This is a genomic window from Nonomuraea sp. NPDC049158, assembly GCF_040648335.1.
In the GTDB taxonomy this organism is placed as follows: Bacteria; Actinomycetota; Actinomycetes; order Streptosporangiales; family Streptosporangiaceae; genus Nonomuraea.
Map to the genome: position 1 here is coordinate 22,495 of NZ_JBEZDM010000054.1, position 23,360 is coordinate 45,854.

18 protein-coding genes and 4 pseudogenes are annotated in these 23,360 nt (G+C 69.5%); 8 read left to right on the plus strand and 14 right to left on the minus strand.

The window, feature by feature from the left end; all coding sequences use genetic code 11:
• Positions 1-91: 91 nt before the first annotated feature.
• Positions 92-1,525 carry an NAD-dependent succinate-semialdehyde dehydrogenase gene (locus AB0B61_RS53210; RefSeq protein WP_358449227.1) on the minus strand — a complete coding sequence of 478 codons (1,434 nt, stop codon included), beginning with the start codon at positions 1,523-1,525 and terminating at the stop codon, positions 92-94.
• 83 nt (positions 1,526-1,608) lie between these two features.
• On the opposite strand from AB0B61_RS53210, the gene AB0B61_RS53215 reads away from it, so the two are divergent.
• The gene (locus AB0B61_RS53215; protein WP_358449229.1) at positions 1,609-2,445 is read left to right on the plus strand and encodes a hypothetical protein; all 837 of its coding nucleotides are present in this window, start codon (positions 1,609-1,611) and stop codon (positions 2,443-2,445) included.
• 77 nt (positions 2,446-2,522) lie between these two features.
• Here the strand turns inward: AB0B61_RS53215 and AB0B61_RS53220 are convergent.
• The 7 genes and pseudogenes from AB0B61_RS53220 to AB0B61_RS53250 all read right to left on the minus strand — a co-directional run.
• Positions 2,523-4,436, minus strand: a pseudogene (locus AB0B61_RS53220) (FAD-binding and (Fe-S)-binding domain-containing protein); the annotation flags it as partial.
• A complete protein-coding gene (locus tag AB0B61_RS53225; protein ID WP_358449231.1) occupies positions 4,436-5,464 on the minus strand; it encodes a hypothetical protein in 1,029 nt (342 codons plus the stop codon). The pseudogene AB0B61_RS53220 and the gene AB0B61_RS53225, both read right to left, overlap by 1 nt.
• Positions 5,465-5,476: 12 nt before the next feature.
• The gene (locus AB0B61_RS53230) at positions 5,477-6,766 is read right to left on the minus strand and encodes an MFS transporter (RefSeq protein ID WP_358449233.1); all 1,290 of its coding nucleotides are present in this window, start codon (positions 6,764-6,766) and stop codon (positions 5,477-5,479) included.
• A 15-nt stretch (positions 6,767-6,781) separates the two neighbouring features.
• Entirely contained in the window at positions 6,782-7,588 is an 807-nt protein-coding gene (locus AB0B61_RS53235) for an NAD(P)-dependent oxidoreductase (RefSeq protein WP_358449235.1), read from the minus strand.
• A gap of 5 nt (positions 7,589-7,593) precedes the next feature.
• Positions 7,594-8,811, minus strand: coding sequence for a Xaa-Pro peptidase family protein (locus tag AB0B61_RS53240; RefSeq protein ID WP_358449236.1), 1,218 nt, complete (start codon positions 8,809-8,811; stop codon positions 7,594-7,596).
• Positions 8,808-9,902 (minus strand): threonine aldolase family protein, encoded by a 1,095-nt coding sequence (locus AB0B61_RS53245; protein ID WP_358449238.1) that lies wholly within the window; start codon positions 9,900-9,902, stop codon positions 8,808-8,810. The genes AB0B61_RS53240 and AB0B61_RS53245 overlap by 4 nt, the downstream gene beginning before the upstream one ends.
• Complete coding sequence (locus tag AB0B61_RS53250; RefSeq protein ID WP_358449240.1) at positions 9,899-10,546, minus strand: GntR family transcriptional regulator; 648 nt, start codon at positions 10,544-10,546, stop codon at positions 9,899-9,901. Before AB0B61_RS53250 ends, AB0B61_RS53245 begins: the two co-directional genes overlap by 4 nt.
• A 161-nt stretch (positions 10,547-10,707) precedes the next feature.
• Between AB0B61_RS53250 and AB0B61_RS53255 the strand changes: the two genes are divergently transcribed.
• The gene (locus AB0B61_RS53255) at positions 10,708-10,899 is read left to right on the plus strand and encodes a hypothetical protein (RefSeq protein WP_358449242.1); all 192 of its coding nucleotides are present in this window, start codon (positions 10,708-10,710) and stop codon (positions 10,897-10,899) included.
• 78 nt (positions 10,900-10,977) lie between these two features.
• Positions 10,978-11,460: pseudogene (locus AB0B61_RS53260) on the plus strand (tyrosine-type recombinase/integrase); the annotation flags it as partial.
• Between the two features lie 191 nt (positions 11,461-11,651).
• Here AB0B61_RS53260 and AB0B61_RS53265 read toward each other — a convergent pair.
• From AB0B61_RS53265 to AB0B61_RS53275, 3 genes are all read right to left on the minus strand, one after another.
• Positions 11,652-12,881 carry an IS256 family transposase gene (locus tag AB0B61_RS53265; RefSeq protein WP_358449272.1) on the minus strand — a complete coding sequence of 410 codons (1,230 nt, stop codon included), beginning with the start codon at positions 12,879-12,881 and terminating at the stop codon, positions 11,652-11,654.
• Positions 12,882-13,003: 122 nt separating this feature from the next.
• Positions 13,004-13,459 carry a PaaI family thioesterase gene (locus AB0B61_RS53270; RefSeq protein WP_358449244.1) on the minus strand — a complete coding sequence of 152 codons (456 nt, stop codon included), beginning with the start codon at positions 13,457-13,459 and terminating at the stop codon, positions 13,004-13,006.
• 38 nt (positions 13,460-13,497) lie between these two features.
• Complete coding sequence (locus tag AB0B61_RS53275) at positions 13,498-14,118, minus strand: LysE family translocator (RefSeq protein WP_358449246.1); 621 nt, start codon at positions 14,116-14,118, stop codon at positions 13,498-13,500.
• 124 nt (positions 14,119-14,242) lie between these two features.
• Between AB0B61_RS53275 and AB0B61_RS53280 the strand changes: the two genes are divergently transcribed.
• The 3 genes and pseudogenes from AB0B61_RS53280 to AB0B61_RS53290 all read left to right on the plus strand — a co-directional run bounded on the left by AB0B61_RS53280 (position 14,243) and on the right by AB0B61_RS53290 (position 16,644).
• Positions 14,243-14,695, plus strand: coding sequence for an Lrp/AsnC family transcriptional regulator (locus AB0B61_RS53280; RefSeq protein ID WP_358449248.1), 453 nt, complete (start codon positions 14,243-14,245; stop codon positions 14,693-14,695).
• 237 nt (positions 14,696-14,932) lie between these two features.
• Positions 14,933-15,601: pseudogene (locus tag AB0B61_RS53285) on the plus strand (urocanate hydratase); the annotation flags it as partial.
• Between the two features lie 35 nt (positions 15,602-15,636).
• Complete coding sequence (locus AB0B61_RS53290) at positions 15,637-16,644, plus strand: allantoate amidohydrolase (RefSeq protein WP_358449274.1); 1,008 nt, start codon at positions 15,637-15,639, stop codon at positions 16,642-16,644.
• Positions 16,645-16,917: 273 nt separating this feature from the next.
• On the opposite strand, the gene AB0B61_RS53295 is transcribed toward AB0B61_RS53290, so the two are convergent.
• Positions 16,918-17,073, minus strand: a complete 156-nt coding sequence (locus tag AB0B61_RS53295; RefSeq protein WP_358449276.1) for a substrate-binding domain-containing protein — start codon at positions 17,071-17,073, stop codon at positions 16,918-16,920.
• Between the two features lie 44 nt (positions 17,074-17,117).
• Here AB0B61_RS53295 and AB0B61_RS53300 point away from each other — a divergent pair.
• Positions 17,118-17,576, plus strand: a pseudogene (locus AB0B61_RS53300) (transposase); the annotation flags it as partial.
• 72 nt (positions 17,577-17,648) lie between these two features.
• Here AB0B61_RS53300 and AB0B61_RS53305 read toward each other — a convergent pair.
• Positions 17,649-18,314 (minus strand): recombinase family protein, encoded by a 666-nt coding sequence (locus AB0B61_RS53305; RefSeq protein WP_358449250.1) that lies wholly within the window; start codon positions 18,312-18,314, stop codon positions 17,649-17,651.
• Between the two features lie 239 nt (positions 18,315-18,553).
• Between AB0B61_RS53305 and AB0B61_RS53310 the strand changes: the two genes are divergently transcribed.
• Positions 18,554-20,062, plus strand: coding sequence for a hypothetical protein (locus AB0B61_RS53310; RefSeq protein ID WP_358449252.1), 1,509 nt, complete (start codon positions 18,554-18,556; stop codon positions 20,060-20,062).
• A 27-nt stretch (positions 20,063-20,089) separates the two neighbouring features.
• Here the strand turns inward: AB0B61_RS53310 and AB0B61_RS53315 are convergent, their stop codons facing one another.
• The gene (locus AB0B61_RS53315; protein WP_358449254.1) at positions 20,090-23,278 is read right to left on the minus strand and encodes a Tn3 family transposase; all 3,189 of its coding nucleotides are present in this window, start codon (positions 23,276-23,278) and stop codon (positions 20,090-20,092) included.
• Positions 23,279-23,360: the final 82 nt, after the last annotated feature.

A 23,360-nucleotide genomic window follows, 5' to 3' on the forward strand; every position in this document is an offset into this window, starting at 1 on the left:
TCCTGAACTGGGAAATCAGCTTCCCGGTTCCAGCCCAGCTCGCCTTGTTAGCTGTTCGAGGGTGTTCCTTCGCAGCGGTCTGACGGTGCCATCAGGAACGGGGCATGGCCAGATACTTGCTCTCCAGATACTCCTCGATGCCGGCTCGTCCGCCTTCTCTGCCCAGGCCGGAATGTTTGACACCACCGAAGGGGGCCGCAGGGTTGGAGACCAGGCCGGTGTTGACACCTACCATGCCGACGTCCAGCGCCTCGCCGAGCCGGAAGGCGCGGTCGAGGTCCGTGGTGAACACATAGCCGACCAATCCCCAGTCGGTGTCGTTGGCCAGCCGCACGGCCTCGTCCTCGTCGTCGAACGGGATGATCGGCGCCACGGGGCCGAAGATCTCGGTGGACATCAGCGAGGCGTCCGTGGGCACGTCGGCAAGCACCGTGGGGGCGTAGAAGTAGCCGTGGCCGCTGAGCCGCGATCCGCCCACGATGACCGACGCGCCCCTCCGTACCGCGTCGTCCACCAGCCGTTCGACCTTTTCCAGCCCGGCCCGGTCGATGAGCGGCCCGACCTCGGCTCCTCGGGTCGTGCCGTCGGCGACCTTGAGCGCCGACATGCGCTCGCCCAGCTTGGCGCTGAACTCGCCGGCCACGGATTGGTGGACGAAGAACCGGTTGGCGGCCGTGCACGCCTCGCCCATGTTGCGCATCTTCGCGGTCACGGCGCCCTCGACGGCGCGGTCGAGGGCAGCGTCCTCGCAGACGAGGAAGGGCGCGTTGCCGCCCAGCTCCATGGACGAGCGCATCACGTTCTCGGCGGCCTGGGCGAGCAGCAGCCTGCCGACGTCGGTGGACCCGGTGAAGCTGATCTTCCGGGCGATGCCGCTGCGCATCCACGGGCCGACCACGCCGCCGGGGCCGGAGGTGGTGACGACGTTCAGCACTCCCGCCGGCAGTCCCGCCTCGGTGAGGATGCGGGTCAGGGCGAGTGAGGTGAGCGGCGTCTGCTCGGCCGGCTTGAACACCATGGTGCAACCGGCGGCGACGGCCGGGCCGATCTTGCGCGCGCCCATGGCGAGCGGGAAGTTCCACGGGGTCACCAGCACGCACGGCCCGACCGGGCCCTTGGTCACCAGGATGCGGGTGCGGCCGTCTCCGCTGAGAGTGTGGTCGCCCCCGATCCTGACCGCTTCCTCGGCGAACCATCGGAAGAACTCGGCGCCGTACATCACCTCGCCGCGCGCTTCGGCCAGAGGCTTGCCCATCTCGGCTGTGATGAGGGCTGCCAGCTCGTCTGTGCGGTCCACGATGATCTCGTAGGTGCGGCGTAGGATCTCTCCGCGCTCGCGCGGTGCGCTCCGCGACCAGTCGGGTTGCCGTGCGCCCGCGACCTCGATGGCGCGACGGGCGTCGGTGCCGTCGCCGTCGGCGACCATGGCGATGGTCTCGCCGGTCGCCGGGTTCTCCACGGCGAAGGTCCGCCCGGACGCGGACGGGCCCCACGTGCCGTCGATGAACAGGCCGTGTGTGGTCATGGGTGGTGCCTTTCTTCTGGAGCGGGTCGAGCAGCTCGGCGAGGTGCATGGCCGTTCGGCCGGGGTCGAGCTGGCGCACCTGCATGTGGCAGCTGAATCCGTCGGTCAGCACCGGCAGGCCGGGTGTGGCGCGCAGGGCGGGGGCCAGGGACTGCTCGGCGACCCGCATGCTCATCTGGAAGTGCTGGGCTTCGAAGCCGAAGTTGCCCGCCACGCCGCAGCAGCCGGCCGACTCCTGCACGATTGTGACGCCGGCCGCCTGGAGAGCCTGGCGCTGGTGGGCTGCGCCGAGGATCGCGTACTCGTGGCAGTGGGTCTGGACCGCTACGCCGTCCGGCGCCCGGTCGGCGGCGGGCCGGGGCCGCCAGCCTGCCGCGACCAGCTCGGTCACCGTCGCCGAGAAGCCGCGCACGCGGGAGGCTACCCTGCGGGCGGCTGCGGTGCCGACGAGCTCGGGCAGGTCCTTGGTCAGAGCCGCCGCGCAGCTCGGTTCGAGCACGATGATGGGCCGGTCGGTGCCGTCGTCGAGGAGCGCGACCGTCCGGCTGAGCCGTTCGGCGGCGGCGCGCAACTGCCCGGTGGAGATCCACGTGAGGCCGCAGCATACGTCGCTCCGGCATTCGACGGAGTCCGCGGCGGTGCGCAGCACTCGCGCCGCCGCGCCGGCCACGTGCGGGCGGAAGCCCTTGGTGAAGCTGTCCACGACCAGCACGAGCCCGTCGCGCCCGCCGGACGGGCCCGGCCGGCCGAGCGCGCGGCTCAGCTCTCGCTTTCCGGCGAAGCGGGGCAGGGCCCTGCCGGGCGCCACGCCGCCGAGCCGGGCCAGGTGGGGTCCGAGCCGGGTGGCCAGCAGCGCGTTCACCGCAGGCGCGAGCCGTCCAGTGACACGCAGCCACCGTGGGAGCCAGCCGAGGCTGTAGTGGGAGACCGGGCGTGGCCGTCCCCGGTAGTAGTGGTGGAGGAACTCGGCCTTGTAGGTCGCCATGTCGACCCCGGCGGGGCAGTCGCTGGAGCATGCCTTGCAGGACAAGCACAGGTCCAGTGCCTCGCGCGCGTCGTCCGAGCGCCAGCCGGTGCCTCCCCTGAGCATCTCCTGCAGGACCCGTGCCCTGCCGCGGGTGGAGTCCTTCTCGTCGCGGGTGGCGCGGTAGCTCGGGCACATGAAACCCCCGCCGGTGGTACGGCAGCGGCCCACGCCCACGCAGCTCTGGACCGCATGGGCGAAGGGGGCGACGCCGCGGGCGGGAGCGAAGTCGAAAGCCGTGTCCCAGCGCCGGTCCGGCACCTCGGCGAGCACGAGCCCGACAGTCGGGCTGCCCGCGCGCACGATGGTGCCGGGGTTGAGCAGCCCGTCGGGGTCCCAGAGGTCCTTGAACTCCTCGAAGGCAGCGATCATCTCGGCGGAGTACATGAGCGGCAGCAGCTCGGATCGGGCCCGCCCGTCGCCGTGCTCACCGGACAGGGAGCCGCCGTGGGAGACGACGAGCTCCGCCGCGGCGCGCAGGAAGTCGCGCATCACGCGCCTGCCTTGGCTCGTGCGCTGGTCGAAGGTGACCCGCATGTGCACGCAGCCGGCCCCGAAGTGCCCGTACATCACCCCTCGCAGCCCGTGCTCGGACAGCAACTCGCGCAGATCGGCGAGGTAGGCCGCCAGGCGTTCCGGTGCGACGGCCGAGTCCTCCCACCCCGGCCATGACTCCTCACCGGGCCACGACTCATCCCGCGACGGCTCGTCTTGCGACGGCGGTGGCAGCCGGCTGGACAGCCCGGCGCCGTCCTCGCGCACCCGCCACAGCGAGGCGCGATCGTCGGCGCTGTCGACCACGCGCCCGTCGACGAGCCGGCCGGCCGCGGCCAGGCGGCGCATCAGGTCGGCGGCGGAGTTGGCGACGGTGGCGAGGTCGTCGCCGTCGAGTTCGACGTACAGCCACGCCTCGCCCTCCGGCAGCCCGCTGACCGACTCGTGCCCGCGCCGCCGCCGCATCGTGTCGACGATCACCTGGTCCATGCCCTCCACGGCGGTGGGCCGGCACCGCAAGATCGTTTCGACGTCCATGGCCGCCTCCACCACGTCCCGGTAGCCCAGGCACAGCAGCCGTGTCGCGGGCGCCACTGGAACCAGCCGGACCGTGGCGGCGACCACCAGCACGCACGCTCCCTCGCTGCCGACCAGGGAGCGCGCCACGTCGAAGCCGTTCTCCGGCAGCAGGTGCCCCAGGTGGAAGCCGGACACCTGGCGCGGGATCCGGCCCAGCTCGGTGCGTAGGGCGGCCAGGTGGCGGCGGGCCAACTCGCCGAGCCCGGCCGACAGCTCGGCGGCCCTGCGCACGGACGCCGTGTCGTCGGGGTCGGTCGCGGTCAGGCCGCCGCGGTGCGCGGTCAGCCGCAGGCCGTCGGCGGTCACCACGTCCAGCGAGAGCACGTGGTCGGACGTCCTGCCGTGCCGCACGGAGCGGTTGCCGCAGGCGTCGTTGCCGACGGCGCCGCCGATGGTCGCCCTGGTCCTGGAGGAGGGATCGGGCGCGAACGTCAGCCGCCCGCCGGTGGCGGCCTCCGCTTCGCGCGCCAGGTCGCTGAGCACGACACCGGCCTCCACGCGTGCGGTCGCCTGCCGTTCGTCGATCTCCAGGATCCTGTTCAGGTGCCGGGAGAAGTCGATGACGAGTCCGGGGCCGATCGCGTTGCCCGCCATGGACGTGCCGCCGCCGCGGCCGGTCAGGGGCAGGTTCGCCGCCTGGCACCGCCGTGCGATCAGGGCCACCTCGCCGGCGTCGCGGGGGAAGGCGACCGCGGCGGGCCGCACGCGGTAGTTGGACGCGTCGTAGGAGTACTCCGCGATCCGCCGCTCGTCCGTCTCGACCTGGACCCCGTTCTCCCGCAGCGCGGACACGGCAGTTGTGGCGGCGTCCATCACGCGCCCGCCAGCGCGCGGCGCGGGTTGTCGATCATGAGCTGGTCGAACTCCTCTTCTTCCAGGCCCGCGGCGACCAGGTGCCGTCGGACGGTGGTGAGCAGGTGGGTGAGCCCGACCCCGCCCTCGTCCGGCCAGTCGGCGGTGGTGCACAGGTCGTGCGAGAGCAGCAGCCGGCCCAGCCGCCCGGCCCTGGCGAAGCCCAGGACGCGGGAGGCCAGGTGGTCGAGGTCCTGCGGGCGGCGTGAGCGCAGGTTGTCGAATTGCACCCAGGCTCCCCTGGCGGCCAGCTCAAGCGCGTATTCCAGGGGCGCCTTCACCGTGTCGACGTGACCGATGATCACCCGCTCCGGCGGCACCCCCTCTTCCCCGCACAGCAGGTCGAGCTGGACCAGGCCCACCGGCCACCGCGCGGCGTGCGTGGTCACCGGAACACCGGTACGGCGGTGCGCCCGGGCCGCGGCGCGGAAGGAACGTTCCTCGGCGGCCGACAGATACCATTTGTCGGCGCCGATCTCGCCGATGATGCCGGCGCGTACGCCGCCGGTCCCCGGGATGCCCTCCTTGATGTCCCGGACGAGCTCGTCGGCGATGCTGTCGGCGCAGTGCCGGTCGAACCAGTCTCGGTCCAGGTAGGGGTCGCGGTAGTGGCCCGTTCCCAGCACCAGGCGGACGCCGGTCCTGGCCGCGACCTCGGCCAGCGCGGTCACGTTGGCGAGGGGGCGGGCGCTGCCGTACGAGCAGCCGGTGCCCGCCTCCTCGCGGTTGTGGGAGCCCGCCGGGTCGGGAGCGGCGCCGTCGGCCAGCTCCGCCACGGTCAGCTCGACGATGGTGCCGCCGCCCGCACCGGCGAACCTGCCGACCTCACGCACGATCATGTCCAGGTCGTTGACGAGCCCCGCTCGCCGCTGTTCCCGCATCTGGTTGATGAACAGGTGCTCGTGCATGAGGGTGATGCCGAGGTCGGCAGTGGGAACGGGGCCACCGATCGTCATGACCGTCTCACCGGCCGGCGATCCGGATGTCATGGCGGGCCTTTCCTAGTCTTCGAGCCGGGCGAACCGGGTCTCGCGGGTGGTGAGCGCGGTGATGAGGGTGATGACCGCCGCCACGACGCCGAACAGGGCGGGCGCGAGGCTGGAGCCCATCGCCTGCCGCAGCCAGGCGACCACGAAGCCGGCGGTGCCGCCGAAGACGGCCACCGCGAAGCCGTAGCTGACCGCCAGAGCCGTGTAGCGGGTGCGCCTGGACATCAGCTCGGTGATGACGGTGGTGAAGGGGCCGGCGTAGACCGCGATCGCCACCGCCATGAGCATCAGCCCGGCGAGGATCAAGCCGGTGGAGCCCGAGGAGATGAGCAGGAAGCTCGGGTAGGTGGCCACGACCATCAGCGCCGCTCCCGCGATGAGCACCGGCTTGCGGCCGATGCGGTCGGACAGGCGGCCGAACAGGCCGATCACCCCGAGCTGGACGATCAGCGAGAGGCTGTAGAGCGCCACCGCCGCGCCCTGCGACAGGTCGGAGACGGTGACGATGTAGGACTGCATGTTGACGTAGGTGTAGCTCATGATGGTGAACCCGACGACCAGGCCGATCCCGCGCAGGACGGCGCGGCCGTCGCTCCGCAGCGCCTCGATGAAGGGTGAGCGGGGGATGTCGTCCTGCTTCTTGGCCCCCTCCATGACCGGGGTGTCGCCCAGGCGGCGGCGGATGTAGACACCGGCGAAGGCCGCGACGGCCCCGATCACGAACGGCACCCGCCATCCCCAGGTCTCCATCTGCGCCTGGGTGAGGGAGAAGCTCAGTCCCGCCACGATGCCGGCGCCGACCAGGTTGCCGCCGATGAGCGCCATGTAGTGGATGGCGCCGTAGAAGCCCCGGCGGCCCTGCGGCGCGTGCTCGATGAGGAAGGAGGCGCCGCCCGCGAACTCGCCGCCGCCGGAGAAGCCTTGCCCGCAGCGGGCCACGACCAGCACCACGGGTCCGAGGATGCCGGCGGTCGCGTGGGTGGGGGCGACGGCCAGCAGGGCGGTGGAGACGCCCATCACGATGATGGTCAGCGCGAGCGCCTCCTTGCGCCCGTACCGGTCGCCGATGTGGCCGAAGGCCACGGCGCCGAGCGGGCGGAACAGGAAGCCGACGCCGAACACCGCCAGGGCGCTCAACAGCGAGACGCCGGGAGTGCCGGTGGGGAAGAAGGCGGCCGCGATCCAGGTCGCCAGCGCGGCGTAGACGGAGAAGTCGTACCACTCCAGCATGGTGCCGACCGCAGCCGCGGCGATCACCCGCGATTTACGCGTGGCAGTGGGTTGGGCGGGGGGTGGGAGCATGGTGCGATCCTTCGATCAGAGAGTGGAGTCGGCGCCCGGTCTGGCGGCCCAGCCTCCGTATTCGTAGTGCGTGTACTGACCCCCCTGGTGATGCTCGGTGTACGGCTGCAGGAGGTGCGCGAAGTGCTCCGCGTCGTCCTGCGGCTCGTAGCCGAGCGCTCTGGCGGCCGCGTTCTGCGACCACCACGAGCGTGTGTTGCGTGAGACCCCGTAGATCATGACGTGGCCGAACCCGGCCTCCGCCGCCAGGCACGCCTCGTAGAGCCGGGCCGCGTCGGCGGGGCTGAACCAGGTGTGCAGGTGGCGCGGTTCGGAGGGCCGCTCCTCGAAGGAGCCGATGCGGACCGAGACGACGTCGAGGCCGAACCGGTCGGCGTACAGGCTCGCCAGCGCCTCCCCGAACGCCTTGGCCGCGCCGTACAGGCCGTCGGGGCGGACGGCCTCCGTCCCGTCGAGTGTCCGGTCCACGGGGTGGAAGCCGGTGATCCGGTTGGAGCTGGCGTTGACGACCCGTGGCACCCGCTCGAGCCTGCAGGCCTCGAACACGTTGTAGACGCCCTCCAGGTTCGGGCCCTTGAGTGCGGCGAGACTGGTCTCGTCGGCGACGCCGCCGAGGTGGATGACCGCGTCCATGCTGCGGACAGCCGCCCTGACCTGGTCGAGGTCGGTGAGGTCGGCCTGGAGGAACTCCTCGTGTCCTGCCGTTGTGCCGACGGGGCGGATGTCGGAGAGGCGGACGTGAGCGATCCTGCGGAGCACGGTTCCGCGTAGCGATGTGCCGATGGCGCCCCCGGCTCCGGTGAGCAGGACGCGGGCCGGCATGCCGCTCACGGTGCCCACGTCCTCGGGCCGGAGGTGAGGAACTCGGGGCCCTTCGCGGTGACGACCACCGTGTCCTCCAACTGGAGACCGCCGACGCCCACGGCGTAGAAGGGCACTTCGAGGTTGATGACCTCGCCCTCGATCAGGGTGTGGCGTTCGCCGCCCGGTCGGGGGCTGAGGATGGGGTGCTCGTACATCTCCAGGCCGATTCCGTGCCCGACGTGGTGACGCCGGTACTCGGGGAGCCCCGCTCGGCGGACAGCGTCGATGCCCGCCGCCGCCAGTTCCGAGACGACTGCGCCCGGCCTGACCAGTTCGGCCAGGGTCTCCATGCCGGCTCGCGTCGCGTCCAGCGCCTTGACCAGCTCGCCTGGCACGTCCCCGACGAAGATGTTGCGTCCGGTGTCGGCCCAGTAGCCGCGCAGCCGTCCGCCGCAGTCGGACCTGATCGCCACCCCCTTGCGCACCCTGATGTCGCGGTCGGGTGGGAAGCAGCCGCCCGCGCGCTCCCCGATGTTGGTCTCGCAGTGTCCCGGCTCGATGCCGCGTTCCAGCGCCGCGTGCTGGAAGCGGCGGACCAGGTCGAGCTCGGAGTCGCCGGCCGACACGCTCTCCAGCATGAAGCGCATCGCGCCCTCGGTGGCGGTCGCCACCTCGCGAAGGCGCTCGATCTCGGTCGCCGTCTTGACCCGCCGTACGGCGCGCATCAGCTCGTTGCCGTCGACATCGGCGACCGCTGACAGGCTCTCGGCCAGCCAGGATCGCGCGCTCGCGCTCATCGCCTGGCCGTCGATGCTCACCCGCCGGCTGTCGACGCCCAGGTCACGCAGGGCCCGCCGAAGCGCCTGGCCTGCAGTGTCCTCGTGCGGTGGCTCCTGCCTGACGGCCATCAGCGCCCGGTCCACCGTCGAGAGCTCCTCGAAGGGGGCGGACGCGACGAAGAAGTCGCCGTAGGTGTACAGATCGCAGTCGTCAGGTGGGGACATGGCGAGGTACTCGCCCGCGTTGCGGGGGGCGATCAGGGCGCGGCGCCCGTCGGCCCGCACCACGGCGAAGACTTTGTGCTCGCGGAAGACGTGCAGTGGCCAATGCTCATAGCCGGTGAGGTAGATGACGTTCTCCACGCTGGAGGCCACAAGCGCGTCCACTCCCGCCTCCGCGAAGACCGCGGCCAGACGTGGCAGGTTCGCCACCGAATCCGGCCTGGGGTCCGTGTGCATCATCGTCGTTCTCCCATGACTGCCTCGGCCGCCGCGATTGCGGTGGCGATGTCGTCCGCCGTGATGTCGAGGTGGGTGACGGCTCTGACGCGGCGGGGTCCCTTGGCGCCGACGAGCACACCGTGGGCGGCGAGTCCCGCCTCGAAGCCGGGGGCGTCGTCGACCTCGAAATACACGATGTTGGTCTGCACGTGTGACGGGTCGATGTCGATGCCGTCGATGCCGGCCAGCCCCTCGGCCAGCGCCCTGGCGTTGGCGTGGTCCACGGCCAGCCGCTCGACATGGTGATCGAGCGCGTACAGGGCCGCGGCGGCGAGCATGCCCGACTGGCGAAGCGCGCCGCCCCACATCTGCTTGTACCGCCAGGCCTGCTCGATGAGGCTCGCGCTGCCCGCGAGCACCGCGCCCACCGGCGCGCCCAGGCCCTTGGAGAAGTCGATCCAGGCGGTGTCGAAGAGGCTCGCGTATGTGCGCGGGTCGACCCCGTCGGCGACTGAGGCGTTCAGCAGGCGCGCACCGTCCAAGTGGGTGGCGATCCCGCGCTCCCTCGCGACCTCGACGACCTGCCGCATGACGTCCAGCGGCCAGACGCGCCCGCCACCGGCGTTGGCGGTCTGCTCGACGCACACCAACCGAGTGACTGGCGCGTACCGGTTGCCCGGCGGCCGGATCATGCTCGCCAATCGGTCACCAGTGAAGACGCCACGTTCACCCTGAACAGGAGTGAGCACCGCACCCGACAGCACGGCCGGACCGCCGGCTTCGGCGTTGATCAGATGGGACGACGCCTCGGCCAGGACTTCGTCACCCGCATGACCCACGTGCAGCCGCACCGCGATCTCGTTGCACATGGTGCCCGAGGGCAGGAAGACGGCCGCCTCATGGCCGAGCAGGTCAGCGACCCGTTCCTCCAGGGCTAAAGTCGTCGGATCGGAGCGCGTCTGCTCGTCCCCGACGACCGCCTGCGCGATGGCCTGCCGCATGCCGCCGGTCGGCCTGGTCTGGGTGTCGGAGGATAGATTGACGGCATCGGGGTCAGTGCGGCGGTCGGCCCGCAAGTCCTCGACGACCCTGATCACTGAGCGAACCGTCATTCTTCCTCCCCGACCAGGCTGAGCCCCCGCAGGTAATTGCTGCGCGTAGCCTTGGCTGCCGCGCCCGCGTCACGATCGAGAACGGCCTGGATGATCTCGGCGTGCTCGCGGGCGGACTGTCCATCAGGTCCGCGGTTGCGGAAATACAGAGACATGACACGGCTGGTGTGCATCTCCAGCGAGTCGATATAGGAGGTGAGGAACCGGTTGCCCGCCCTGCTCACCAGCACACGATGAAAGGCCATGTCCGCCAGGCGTGCCCTGCGGGTGTCCTCGTCCTCGATCGCCTGCAGCAGCTCGTCGTTGTGGCTGCGCATAGCGACCACGTCGTCGTCGGTCGCGTACGGCGCGGCCAGTTGAGCGGCCAGCGCCTGCAGCGTGCCAAGCGGCGCGATGATCGATGCCAGGTCATCCGGCTGGGCCCCGGCCACCTTGGGCCTGCGACGCGGCGCGGCGGTCACCATGCCTTCGCGCTCCAGCTGGATGAGCGCCTCTCGGACCGGAGTCCTGCTGATGGAGATCTCCTGGGCGATCGTGGCGTCGTCGAGGATTTCCCCAGGGCGGAGGCGTCCCTCTACCAGCCCGCTGCGGAGGTACGCATACGCCGCATCCCGTGCTGACGTAACTGAATGCTCCAGATCCATAGACAATATATTGTATGAAGTACATCCGATGGTCAATGGTCGCCGCCGTCCCGTTTGTCGGGTAGTTCCGCTGACCTGGCAAGGCTGCTCGCCACCACGGCCCCCGCGATCGACAACTCGCCGACATCCGGCGCAGTCGCGGCCCCCGAGAAGGGCTTCCCATGAACCAGATCGGGCGCTCGGCAGACCTCGATGGGGTCTTCGCCCAGGCGTTCACGCCTCGCTTCTACGAGATCGACGGTCAGGGCGTCATGTTCAACATGTGGTATCCGGCCTATGTCGAGGTCGTGGTCATATTCCGACGAGACTTCTCGCGAGACTTCTCGATAAGCGCTGAGCCGCAGGTCAGCTGAGTGCTGGGGCTGGCGCGCCGTGACATCCCCCTGCGTGAGCGGGCGCTGTGGCGGATGCTCTATTAAACGGCGGCCAGAGCGGCCGAGATCCTGGCTCTGAACGTTCAGGACCTCGACCTGGAGCACCGCCGCGCCCCCGTCCGGTCCAAGGGCGGCGCCGTCGAGTGGGTGTACTGGGACAGCGGCACCGCCCACCTGCTGCCCCGCCTGCTCCGGCTCCCCGACGGCGGCACGCGCACCCGCGGCCCGCTGTTCCTGTCCGAACGCCGCCCCGTCCCCGCCCGCCACCCGGCCCCCGCCGACATCTGCCCGCACACCGGCCGCGCCCGCCTCGGCTACGACCGCGCCCGCGTCCTGCTCGACAAATACGCCAGCCTCGACCTGCACCAGCTGCGCCACAGCGCCGCCACCCACCTCGGCGACGCCGAAGTACCGCTGCAGCTCATCATGGGCAAGACCCGCCACAAGAACCCCCGCACCGCCATGCGCTACGTCAAACCCGGCCCCAAAGCCATCGCCAAGGTCACCGAGCACCCCGCCCCACCCCGCCGCCGACACTAGGCCCCGTCACAAGGCCGGGCACCTGGACGCCATCCCACGCAACTCAAACAGGTAGTCGCTCATACCCCGCCCCCGGCTCTCGGCGATCACTACGGGGGGTGTAACCAAGGTAAGCCCAAAAGCCACAATCGCGATCTTGAAGGCGGCCCGGGGAGTGTCAACTTAACGGCTGATCTTGGTTGTTGAAGTGTTCAGAGGTTGGCGGGGGTGAGGCGGCCTTCGAAGGCGATCTGGAAGGCGTTCAAGGGTGCCTTCCAGCGCATGGTCCATCGCTTGCGGCCCTTGCCCGTGGGATCCAGGCTCATCAGCGCCATGAATACACACTTCAGGGCCGCGTTCTCGTTCGGGAAGTGGCCGCGGGCGCGGACCGCCTTACGGATGCGGGCGTTGACGCTCTCGATGGCGTTGGTGGAGCAGATGACCTTGCGGATCTCGATGTCGAAGGCCAGGAAGGGTACGAACTCTGCCCAACTGGTCTCCCACAGGCGCACGATGGCCGGGTATTTCTGCCCCCAGAGCTCGGAGAACTCGTAGAACCGCTCCAGCGCCGCCTCCTCGGTCGGGGCGGTGTAGACGGGCTTGAGCTCACGTGCGATCTTGTCCCAGTCCTGGCGGGAGGCGTACCGGAAGGAGTTGCGCAGCAGGTGGATCACGCAGGTCTGGACGATGGTGCGCGGCCAGACAGCCTCCACCGCCTGAGGCAAGCCCTTGAGGCCGTCGCAGACCAGCATGAGGACATCGTCCACGCCGCGGTTCTTCAACTCGGTCAGCACCGCCAGCCAGTGTTTGGCGCCCTCGCCGCCGTCGCCGGCCCAGATGCCGAGGATGTCGCGGTGACCGTCGACGGTGACGGCCATGACCAGGTAGATGGGCCGGTTGGCGACATGACCGTCCCTGATCTTGACGTTGATCGCGTCCACGAACAGGACCGGGTACACGCGATCGAGCGGCCGATTCTGCCATTCGGCCATGCCGTCCATGACCTTGTCGGTGATGGTGGAGATGGTCTGCTTGGAGACCTGGGCACCGTACACCTCGGCCAGATGCGCGGAGATCTCGCCGTGCGTGAGGCCCTTGGCCGACAGCGACAAGACCATCTCATCCACTCCGGACAGCCGGCGCTGCCGCTTGCGGACCAGCTGGGGCTCGAAGGTGCCGGCCACATCGCGTGGTACCCGCACCTCCACCGGGCCGACGTCGGTCACCACGGTCTTGGTGCGGCTGCCGTTGCGGCTGTTGCCGCTGTTCTTCCCGGCCGGGTCGTGCCGGTCGTAGCCGAGGTGATCGGTGATCTCGCCTTCCAGCGCCGACTCCAGTACCCGCTTGGTCAGCTGCTGCAGCAACCCGCCCTCGCCGGTCAGCTGCAGACCCTCGCTGCGGGCTCGACCCACCAGCATCGAGATCAGTTGCTCGTCCGTCATTGAGCGGTCCGGCTCGGCAGGCACTTCGTTCATAGACAGCGACTCCACGGCAGTCTCGGACATCAAGTGTGTCTCCCTTGATCATCAGATCCGCCGTTAGTTTTACAGTCCCGCGGCCGGGGTCAGCGGTCTTCGGGTGTGGGGCGTTGGGGTAGGCGGATGAGGGTCTGCTGGCCCGCGGCCACGAGGGTGCGTTGTTGGTCGTGGACGGCGAAGACCTCCAGCCGGCAGATGGTCAGAGTGCGGCCGGGCTTGAGGACGGTGCCGATGGCCTCGATGCGGTCGCCGATGGCGGGCGCAAGCAGGTTGATCTTGTATTCGACGGTCAGGACTGCGGTCTCGTCGGGGAACAGGGTGTAGGCGGCGTAGCCGCCGGCGCTGTCGGCGATGGCGCTGCTGGCGCCGGCGTGAATGTAGCCGTCCTGCTGGGTCACCTCGGGCCGGGCGGGCAGGGTGATGACGACCCGGCCAGGCCCGATGTGGGTCAGCTGCGCGCCAAGGTGGCGCATGAGGCCCTGGCGTTCGAAACTCTCCTGGATGCGTGCCTGCACCTCGGGGGTGGCCTGCTCGTCCTGCATCTTGTTATCGCTTTCGTCCGGGCGGGCTGTGGTCTCGGTCAGGGGGCCACCTGTTCGACCAGCAGCACCCCGCCAAGGACGATCATCGCGGCTCCGGAGAAGCGGGTCACCCACTGGGCCGCCGCCGGGCGGGCGCCCAGCACCAGGCGCGCCCCCGCTCCGACCCCGATGTAGACCACGCCGCAGCTGGCCACGTGCACCAGGCCCAGCACCATGATCTGCGCCGCCACCGGCCAGGCCGCGCCCGGGACGGTGAACTGCGGCAGCAGCGCCAGGAACAGCAGGAACACCTTCGGGTTCAGTCCGCTGACGCCCGCCCCCTTGACCGCCTGCCGGACCCACGAGTCGGCCACCCGATCCGGCTCGCTCTCCCGCGGCACCGAGGGGCGGTGCACCGCGCTGATACCCAGCCACACCAGATAGGCCGCGCCCGCCGCGGTCAGCGCGGTCATCACCAGCGGAGACGAGGCCACCAGCGCCGCCACCCCAGCGGCCACCACCACGCTCGCCAGCAGATGCCCGGCCAGCATCCCGCCCACCGCCGGCAGTACCGTGCGGTGACGCAGTCCCGCGGTGATCGCGTACGCCCAGTCCGCTCCCGGCGTGATGACGAACAGCAAGGACACCGCCCAGAACGCGGCGACCGCACTCACCGGCATGATCCACCCCTTCTCACCGGCCTCCCCACGACGAGAAGCCCTATGAAGAAGGTTATGGCGAATCATCCGAAATAGGCTTCCAAATTCTCCCTCCAACAGACGCATCTGAGGGAGAATCTTCCCCATGGATGATGTCGATCGCGCAATCCTTGCCGAGCTTCAGAGCGACGGGCGTCTGACCGTCACCGAACTGGCCGAACGCATCGGCCTCAGCCTCTCGCCCTGCCACCGCCGGCTGCGCGCCCTGGAGGCGTCCGGCGCGATCAGCGGCTACCACGCCCGCCTGGACGCCCACGCCCTCGGCCTCACCTTCGAAGCCCTGGTCTTCGTCACCATGCGCAGCGCCGACCGCGAAACCCTCACCGCCTTCGAGGCGGCCGTCGCCGGCATCCCCCACGTCCTGCAGGCGCAACGCCTGTTCGGCGACCCCGACTACCTGCTCCGCGTCATCACCCGCGACCAGACCGCCTTCCAGCAGCTCTACGACGAGCATCTGTCACCCCTCCCCGGCGTCCAGCGCCTCACCTCCACCCTGATCATGAAAAGCGTCGTGGAGAACCGCTCGCTGCCCCTGTAGGACAGGGTCGCGGGACTATTCGTCCGGGCATCAGCGCCGAAGCTCTGGTCAGCCGAGCCCATGGGGTGCTCAGGAGATAGGACGGGGCCCGGGCAGCAGGTCGGCGAGCGCGGTCCGGACGGCGGCCCGGCTCACCGCCCACCACCACCATCGCCGCGACATCGTCGTTTGGGGAAGTCCGGCTCGCACGTGCTGTTTGCCGTGTGGTCAGGGCACGTGAGGTGACATCGTCGACTCGCGTTTGATTTTCCCGGCTTTGTGCCCGCCTACATCCGGCCGCTGTTCAGCGAGGGCAAGGGGCCGTTCCGCTGGGCGGCGCTGTCGGGTGACGCCCAGGACATCGCCAAGACGGACCGGGCGATCCTGGACCTGTTCCCGGAGAACGAGTCGCTGGCCCGGTGGATCCGGCTGGCGGGGGAGCGGGTTCACTTCCAGGGCCTGCCCGCGCGTATCTGCTGGCTTGGGTACGGCGAGCGGGACAAGGCCGGCGACCGGTTCAACGACATGGTGGCCCGTGGCGAGATCTCCGCTCCGCTGGCCATCGGGCGTGACCACCTCGACTGCGGCAGCGTCGCCTCGCCGTACCAGGAGACCGAGGCCATGCTCGACGGCTCCGACGCCATCGCCGACTGGCCGCTGTTGAACGCCATGGTGAATGTGGCCTCCGGCGCGTCCTGGGTGTCCATCCACCACGGCGGAGGCGTCGGCATCGGCCGTTCCATCCACGCCGGGCAGGTCACGGTCGCCGACGGCACCGCGCTCGCGGGCGAGAAGATCCGCCGGGTGCTCACCAATGACCCGGGCATGGGCGTCATCCGGCACGTCGACGCCGGCTACGACCGGGCCACGGAGGTCGCCCAGGAGCGCGGTGTGCGGATCCCGATGCGTGAGGGCGACGACGCGTGATCGATCCTTCGCAGGTTGAGGGCAATTTCCGGGGGATGTGGCGCGAGCTCCTGCCCGTCGGTCGGTATGACGCGACCGGCGGATATCGTCGCCATGCGTGGAACGCGGCCGACGGCGAATGCCGGGCCTGGTTCAGGGAGCAGGCGCTGAAGCGGGGTCTGACCTATGAGGTCGACCGGAACGGCAACCAGTGGGCTTGGTTCGGCGACCCCTCGGCGGGGGACGCCATCGTCACTGGCTCCCATTTGGACTCGGTGCCTGACGGGGGAGCGTACGACGGGCCGCTCGGCGTCGTGTCGGCGTTCGCGGCCCTGGACGCGCTCCGGGATCGGGGCACCGCTGGTGACCGCCGCCGCCCGCTCGCGATCGTCAACTTCGGTGACGAGGAGGGTGCCAGGTTCGGCGTGGCCTGCGTCGGGTCCCGGTTGATGGCAGGGGTTCTGGAGCCGGGTCACGCGCGGGCTCTCAGGGACCAGGACGGCGTCCTGCTCGGCGACGCGATGGAGCGTGCGGGACACGACCCCGCCGCGATCGGCCGTGATGACGAACGGCTCGCGCGTATCGGCGCTTACGTCGAACTCCACGTCGAGCAGGGCCGGAACCTGGGCGACGCGCCAATCGGCGTCGCGTCGGCGATCTGGCCGCACGGCCGCTGGCGCTTCGACTTTCACGGAGAGGCCAACCACGCGGGCACCACCCGTCTAGAGGACCGTCGCGACCCGATGCTGGCCTACGCCGCCACCGTCCTGAACGCGCGCGAGCAGGCCAGGCTCGCCGGGGCGCTCGCCACCTTCGGGAAGATCTCCGTCGAGCCCAACGGCACCAACGCCATCGCCTCCCGTGTGACTGTGCCGTTTCCATACGGCTGTGACCTCGCCGGCAGCTGGCGGTGTCCGAACGAGTGCCTCTACGTGATCGCGTTGTCGTCTCACCTCGGCCATGGGCACGCCGATGAATGGAGTACGTGCTCGCTCCCACAGCATCTGATGTTCGACGAGCAACGGGCCCACTTCCGCGGCCGCGCCAGCGGCGCACGGTCTTGAGGCCGAGCCGAAACCGCGCGGCCACCGCCACGTTGCTGCCGCCCTCGGCACAGGCCAGCATGATCCGGGGCCGCCAACCCTCGCATGCCCTCCCAGGACGCCACCTGCTGAAGGGCAGGCCAGGTGTTCAGCCACGCCTTCAGCTCATGGCCGCGTGCTAAGTGACCTGCGCAGCGGTGGTAGGCGGTCCTATCGCCACCTTCGATGGTTGCCTGCTACCGCAGGATTGACAGGTGGATCCGGGCGGCCGCCGGGCGAAGGAGCGTTCGGTGTTCAGGATTCGCGCACGACCAGATGGGCGGGCACGGCATGGGTCCCCGGCGCCGGATCGCCACCGATGGCGGCCAGCAGGAGCTCGGCAGAACGACGGCCGATTTCCTCCAGGGCCAGATCCACGGTCGTCAGCGGGGGTCGGGCCGCCTCAGCGATGAGGCCCTTATCAACACGAAGGGGACGAAGTGGCCGCCAATGACATTGTGCCCGCTGCCGGGGAGTACTTGGAAGAGACTCTCGCCGCGGCGAGCCCGGACCTGCTCCGGACGATGATTCGCGAGTTCGCGCAGCGGATGATGGATGCCGAGGTCGAGCAGCTGTGCGGCGCCAGCTACGGCGAGGTCAGCAGCGAGCGGGTCAACACCCGCAACGGCTATCGCACCCGCCCGTGGGACACCCGGGCCGGGTCGATCGAGCTGGCCGTGCCACGGCTGCGGACCGGCTCGTACTTCCCGGATTTTCTGCTGGACAAGCGACGTCGGGCGGAGCGGGCGCTTACCTCGGTGGTGGCCACCAGCTACCTGCTCGGGGTGTCGACGCGGCGGGTGGAGAAGCTGGCCGAGGCGATGGGCATCACCAGCCTGTCCAAGTCGCAGGTCTCGGCGATGGCCGCCGAGCTCGACGGCATGGTGGAACAGTTCCGCTGCCGGCCGCTGGAGGGGTGGGAACTGAATACGTGAGAAAGGGGCCATGACCCGATCTTGAAAGCATAAACGTGCTGCTCAGATGGCCTACGCGATCGAGGCTCGTTCGGCGTCGTGAGCCTTGAACGCGTTGTAGAGCGCGCGGCGGGAGACCGTCCGTTCCTCGCCGCTCGCGGTCTTATACGTCAGCCCTTTGGCGATGCTGGTGACGGACTCGCCATCGGCCCGGCGACCGAGCGCGACGCGCATCATGTCCTTGGAGATCACCGCCGGGCGGCCACCGTGCCGACCTTCGGCGGCGGCCAGGGTGAGCCCGTCGCGGGTCCGTTCGATCATCATCTCGCGTTCGATCTGGGCGAAACCGGCGAGCACGGCGAAGAAGATCTGTCCCATGCCGCGGGGGTCGTAGATGCCGGCGAGCGGCCCGGAAAGGATCTCCAGCTTGGCCCCGAGGTCTTGCAGGGACCAGGCGGTCTCCATAATCTCCCGCATGTCGCGGCCTATGCGGTCCAGCCTGCTCACCACCAGTGTGTCGCCGGGGCGAAGTCGAGAACGCACGTCCTCCCACTGTGGGCGGGGGCTGCCTGCCTTGCCGGACTTCTTCTCGGCGAAGACGTTGGCCGCGGCGACGCCGGCCTCGTTCAGCGCGGCTAGCTGGACCTCCAGGGTCTGGCCTCGGGTGGACACGCGGGCGTATCCGAAGCGGCCGTGGTCGATCGGGCGGGCGTCGGACTTCGCAGGGCGCCTCGTCATAGCCCGAGTGTGCATCAAACCCGTGCATCAAATCAACGACGCGAGCACCTTTGATGCACGCGTTGATGCACAGCCGGGCTGGGTCGAATCGGGCATCCGGTAGGGCCTGGCCGATCGTGCATCTAACGATCGTTAGATTCCATCGCGGGCCTCGGACACGGGAGCTCGCAGTGCGGAACGTCCGCGCAAGCGTCGTATTCGGATGGCCGTTCGATTCCTGCTCGGGCAGGATTCCTCCTGTGCGACATGCTCTCCTCGGGCTGGCCGAGAACACGGCGCTACCGCCCGAATTGATCGATCAGCTCATCGCGACTGCGGACGCGGACGTCGCCGAGGCCGTGGCCTGCCGGTCGGATCTCAGCCGCGTGCAGGTAGCCGCGCTGTCACGCTTCGAGGGAGCCGCCATACGACTCGCCCACGAAGGGCGGCTCACGGCCGACGACGTCGATCCGGTAGCCCAGCCACGTGTCGCACTCGCCCTCCTCGAAGAACGTTCCGGCAGGCCGGAGTGGGCGAGACTTCTCGCTGCCGATCCTCTGGTGGAGACGCGGGAGAAGCTGGCGGCCTGCCCCGGCCTGCCACACGATGTGATGCAGACACTCGGCTCCGACCCCGATGTCCGGGTGGTCGCTGAGCTCGCGCTGTGGGCGCCCGCGGACATCGCTGGCGAGCTTGCGGCGCATTCGCATGCCGATGTTCGTCGTTCGGTGGCGGCCAACGAAGGGACGCCGGCAACTGTACTGGCGTCGTTGCTGACCGGTGACGGGCTGCCGTCGGCGCGGTCCTGCGTGGTCTGTGATCGAGAACCGGTCCCGTTCGTTCACGATCCGAGCTGCGAACGATCTGACTGCTCACTGCCGCCGGGCGCTTCCTGCGATGGCTCCCATGAGTCGGCTGCGCAGGAGATTCAGCAGATGGCGCTTCGGAACCCGGCTGCCCCGGTCGACGCCGTTGTGGGCTTCGTCAGCCATCCTTCGACTCTGATGCGCGTCGAGTTGGCGGCCCGCACCGATCTGCCCGCACAGGTGTACGCGCAGCTTGCCGAGGATCCCATCCCGTGGGTGCGCGCAACACTCGCGGACAACCCCTCGATCAGCGAGAACCTGATCCGCACCCTGGCCACCGATCGCGGCCACGACGTCCAGCGTCGACTTGCCCACCATCCCGAGCTGCCGCTCGACGTTCTGTCCGACGTCGCAGGCAACACCCGGATCGGCCCGGTACTCCTGCCGCGCATCGCATCTGCCTCTGGGGCCGAAGTCACGGCACTGGCCGCGTCAGCGATCCCGGCGGTACGCATGCTGCTCGCCCAGCGGCGCGACCTGTCACTCGAGATCCGTGACGCGCTCGCCGACGATCCCGATGCGAAGGTGGTCAAGTCCGTCGCGCCGCACCCGGGCCTGTCCGAGGCGCAGCTCCGTGCGATGGTCACGCGCCACGGTGCGCGGGTGCTGGCGAAAGTGGCCGTCAACCCGGACGCCACGGCCCAGTTGCTGGAGGACCTTGCTCAGCACCGGCCGCCGGTGCAGAAGGCGTTCCGCGAGATCGCTCGGCATCCCAGCGCCACGGCCGTGGCGCTGCTGGCCTGCCTCGACGATCGCCAGGCCAGACCCTTGGCCGCCCGCCACCCCGCCTTGCCGCTCTCGGCGATCGTCGAACTACTCCACGACGAAGACTGGCAGGTAGTAGAGGCCGCGGCCGCTAACCCGTCGTTGCCGCTCGCCGCGATGCGAGAGCTTATTCCCTGATCCAGATGGTCTGTGCGGGCGTGCGGCTCAGCTCACGCGGAACAGGACACGGGACTCCAGGTCCAAGCGGGTGGCCGGGGCCTGGGCGGGCGGTGTGAGATCGACGACCCAGCTGCCGAAGCGGCGTATCGTCGGAGTGACGTATGGGGAGATCGTGGCCAGGTCGTCGGTGTCGACCGGATAACCCTCACCGGCCAGGGCGTTGGCGGCGTCGGTGATGTCCAGGGCGGTGGAGTAGGTCGCGCAGTTGGCGACCAGTTCGTTGAACTTCACCACCCGCTCCTGGTATTCGGGGTCGTTGTGGCCGATCAGACGCCCGCCGATCATCAGGAACTGGGAGAAGTTGTGGAACGCTTCGGTCCGGTTGGTGACCGCCGCGATCTGATCCCGCAGTCCGGGTTCGGACAGGTACCGCAGCAGCGTGATCGTCCGGATGACCCGCCCCAGCTCGCGCAGCGCCTTGTAGAGCCGGTTTCGCCGGGAGTGGTTGCCCAGGCGACGCAGCAGCGTCACCGAGGACAGTCGGCCCTCCCGGATCGAGATGCCCGCCCGTAGCAGGTCCGGCCAGTGCTTCTCGATCAGCTCCCAGTCGATGATGTTGTCGCCGAACAGCGAGTCGATGTGCTTGTACATCGTGCTAGCCGTGGGCCGGTAGAAACTCAGGTCGTGCCAGTTCCGGATCCTGGGGAGCAGGTCGAACCCGAGCAGAGCCGCGAGCCCGAAAACAGGCAAGCTCTGGCCCTGGGTATCTGCGTGGACCTGGTCGGGCTGTATGTCCGAGTCGTTGGCCAGCAGGGAGTCCAGCAGATACACCGCCTCCCACACCCCGCAGGGGATGAAGTGGGAGAACAGCGCGATGTAGGTGTCGGAGACCAGGCGGAACGCAATGCCTCCGAACCCGCCGTACCTGATCGAGGTCTCGGCGAGGATGTTGTTCTCCCACGTCTCGATCTGCGAGCCGTCGACCGCGGCCACCGATCCGTCGCCCCACATCCGCGCCACGTCCAGGGCCGCGAAAGCGTTGATGACGTCGCCGGAGGCGCGGTGGATCCGGTCGCCGTCGGCGTGCTTGTTGCCGGCCGTGTAGATCTCGTGTGCTGACACGCCGCGCATGTGGCGGGCGACCTCGGTCGGGCCGAGGTTCCCGCCGTAGGCGAAGGCCGTGACGACGTACCGGCCCAGTTTGTCGCCGCGGATCTTCGGGTCGGATCCGGAGGCCGGGCCGAAGTGCCGGTGCCAGCCGGTCAGGTGCGCGGTGCGGGCCAGGATGTCCAGCAGGCTGCGATCGGGCAGCCGGTCCAGCACCGCGCCCTCCAGCGCGATCGCCGAGGACCGCCGCTCGGCGCCTTTGCGCCGGGCCAGTACCGGACGTCCGCCCTCCAGGCGCAGGTCGGTGTTCGCCGGGTAGCCGGAGTCCACTGTTGCGGCCATCTTGGTGAGCTTCTTCTTATAGAACGCGACCAGCGCTTTGGCGTCGGTGGGGATGCCGGCCTGGGCGCAGAAGTCCGCGACCTCGTCCCGGCACTCCTCCCAGGTCATCATCTGGGCGTGCAGGTTGGCGTAGGAGTCGGAGCCGGCCACGGCGATGTCGCCGCTGCGCAGCTCGGCGGCCAGGTAGGAGAACACACAGACCTCCAGGTGCCGGCGGGCGAGCATCCCGGGCCGACGCTTGTCCCGCAGGGTTTTGCGCCACATGTCCGAGGCGAACGTCGTGATGTCGATGGACACCTCGGTCTTGTCCTTGCCGCAGCCCAGGACGACGGTCTCCTCGATCCAGTCCCCGCGGCGGGCGCGCACGGCGCGCACGAACTCCAGTGCGTCCAGCACCGAACGGTCCTCGCTGGTCGCCTCGAACGCGACGGAGTCGACAAGGCTGAACAGGGCCGCACGGTGGGACTTGTAGTACTGCTCCAGCAGCGGCAGGTAGTTGTTGCCGTGGTAGGCGGCCACCGCCTGGTGCGCGGCCGCCAGGCGCTCCAGGCCGCCGGCGGACTCCAGCGCCTTGAGCACCAGCCGACCGGTTCGTGCCGCGAGCTCGTCCGCGCCGCTGACGTCGGGCGACGCACCTTCCTCACCGAGGCCATCATCAACGACAGCCGACTCGTCATCCTCTGCGTCGTCGGCGACCTCCTCGCCGTCCTCGGCCCGTGCGTCTTCCGTATCGGGGTCGGCGGATTCTGGGTCCGGCTCCGGCGGCGGCCCGGTCGGGGCGGCCGCGTCTTTGGCGGCCGCAAGGACCTCGCCGAAGACCTCCAGCAGCCGCTCGGACTCGGCGCGGTGCTGCTCGCGCAGCTCCTCCAGCCGGTCCTTGCCCTTGCGATGGATGATCGCCAACCGCTTACAGAACATGTCGGTGACCTCGTCCCGCGCCGCCGCACGCAGCACGTGGATCAGGCTGGCCAGCAGGGTCAGGCGCTTGGCCTCGCCGATCCTGACGAAGTCCTCGACCGTAGTGGTCCTGGCCTCCCCGGCGAAATGCCCGACCTTCCCCGGCGGGATCCCGTCCAGCCACCTCTCGGTGGGGCCGAAGGAGTCCAGCCACTGCGTGTGCTCCAGGCGCTGCTTGAACTTCCTCAGGCTCGCCGCCTTCGGCGGATCCTTCAGCTTGTCGAAGCCGCTGCGCCTGGTCGCCGGATCCACCACCATCAAAGCGTGCAGTCCCGAACGCTGGGCCGGATCGATCCGGCCCGCCGCGGCGTCGAAGAAGCCCCGGTTGACCCGGGCCCGGATGGTCTTCGTCGACAGGTCCAGCGTGGTGTAGCCGGGAAGCTCACAGCCCTTCTTCACCAGCACGTCCAACGCCACGTTGATCAGGTCAGCCGGGTTGTCCTTAGTCTGGGCGGCCTGCTCGATCGCCTCCTCGGCGATGCCCCGCGCCTGTGCGGAGTTGTACTTCACCCCCAGCCGCTTGCGAACCAGATCGCGCTGACGCTTCGCCGTGCGCACGGCATCCACTTCGGCAGCGACGCTGGCCGGGAGGTTCAGCGCGTCGCGGACGTGTTCGACAACGGCGTCCGGCACGTCCTCCAGCTTTGGGAAGTAGCCCAGGCGTCGGTAGCTCTTGAGCCACACCATCAGGGCCAGCAGATGCGCGTCGGTCGAGGACTTGTCCCGCGCCCACTCGATCTCGTCGTCCGACGGGGTGAACGCGTCGGCCAGATCACGCGACGCCATCCGCTTGAACGTCGGGTAGGCGGTGCGATCGATCGACGTCACACGCACCTCGAAGATACGACCGACAGGACCCCGGGCATCATAGCCATGGCCGCTATTCGCTCGCTCAGCGCCTCCACCACGG

What these genes read in the sequence shown, in the direction of transcription:
- AB0B61_RS53210 (WP_358449227.1), bottom strand. Translation starts at nt 1,525, where the DNA reads ATGACCACACACGGCCTGTTCATCGACGGCACGTGGGGCCCGTCCGCG.
- AB0B61_RS53215 (WP_358449229.1), top strand. Translation starts at nt 1,609, where the DNA reads ATGTGGCAGCTGAATCCGTCGGTCAGCACCGGCAGGCCGGGTGTGGCG.
- AB0B61_RS53225 (WP_358449231.1), bottom strand. Translation starts at nt 5,464, where the DNA reads ATGACATCCGGATCGCCGGCCGGTGAGACGGTCATGACGATCGGTGGC.
- AB0B61_RS53230 (WP_358449233.1), bottom strand. Translation starts at nt 6,766, where the DNA reads ATGCTCCCACCCCCCGCCCAACCCACTGCCACGCGTAAATCGCGGGTG.
- AB0B61_RS53235 (WP_358449235.1), bottom strand. Translation starts at nt 7,588, where the DNA reads ATGCCGGCCCGCGTCCTGCTCACCGGAGCCGGGGGCGCCATCGGCACA.
- AB0B61_RS53240 (WP_358449236.1), bottom strand. Translation starts at nt 8,811, where the DNA reads ATGATGCACACGGACCCCAGGCCGGATTCGGTGGCGAACCTGCCACGT.
- AB0B61_RS53245 (WP_358449238.1), bottom strand. Translation starts at nt 9,902, where the DNA reads ATGACGGTTCGCTCAGTGATCAGGGTCGTCGAGGACTTGCGGGCCGAC.
- AB0B61_RS53250 (WP_358449240.1), bottom strand. Translation starts at nt 10,546, where the DNA reads ATGGATCTGGAGCATTCAGTTACGTCAGCACGGGATGCGGCGTATGCG.
- AB0B61_RS53255 (WP_358449242.1), top strand. Translation starts at nt 10,708, where the DNA reads ATGAACCAGATCGGGCGCTCGGCAGACCTCGATGGGGTCTTCGCCCAG.
- AB0B61_RS53265 (WP_358449272.1), bottom strand. Translation starts at nt 12,881, where the DNA reads ATGACGGACGAGCAACTGATCTCGATGCTGGTGGGTCGAGCCCGCAGC.
- AB0B61_RS53270 (WP_358449244.1), bottom strand. Translation starts at nt 13,459, where the DNA reads ATGCAGGACGAGCAGGCCACCCCCGAGGTGCAGGCACGCATCCAGGAG.
- AB0B61_RS53275 (WP_358449246.1), bottom strand. Translation starts at nt 14,118, where the DNA reads ATGCCGGTGAGTGCGGTCGCCGCGTTCTGGGCGGTGTCCTTGCTGTTC.
- AB0B61_RS53280 (WP_358449248.1), top strand. Translation starts at nt 14,243, where the DNA reads ATGGATGATGTCGATCGCGCAATCCTTGCCGAGCTTCAGAGCGACGGG.
- AB0B61_RS53290 (WP_358449274.1), top strand. Translation starts at nt 15,637, where the DNA reads ATGTGGCGCGAGCTCCTGCCCGTCGGTCGGTATGACGCGACCGGCGGA.
- AB0B61_RS53305 (WP_358449250.1), bottom strand. Translation starts at nt 18,314, where the DNA reads ATGACGAGGCGCCCTGCGAAGTCCGACGCCCGCCCGATCGACCACGGC.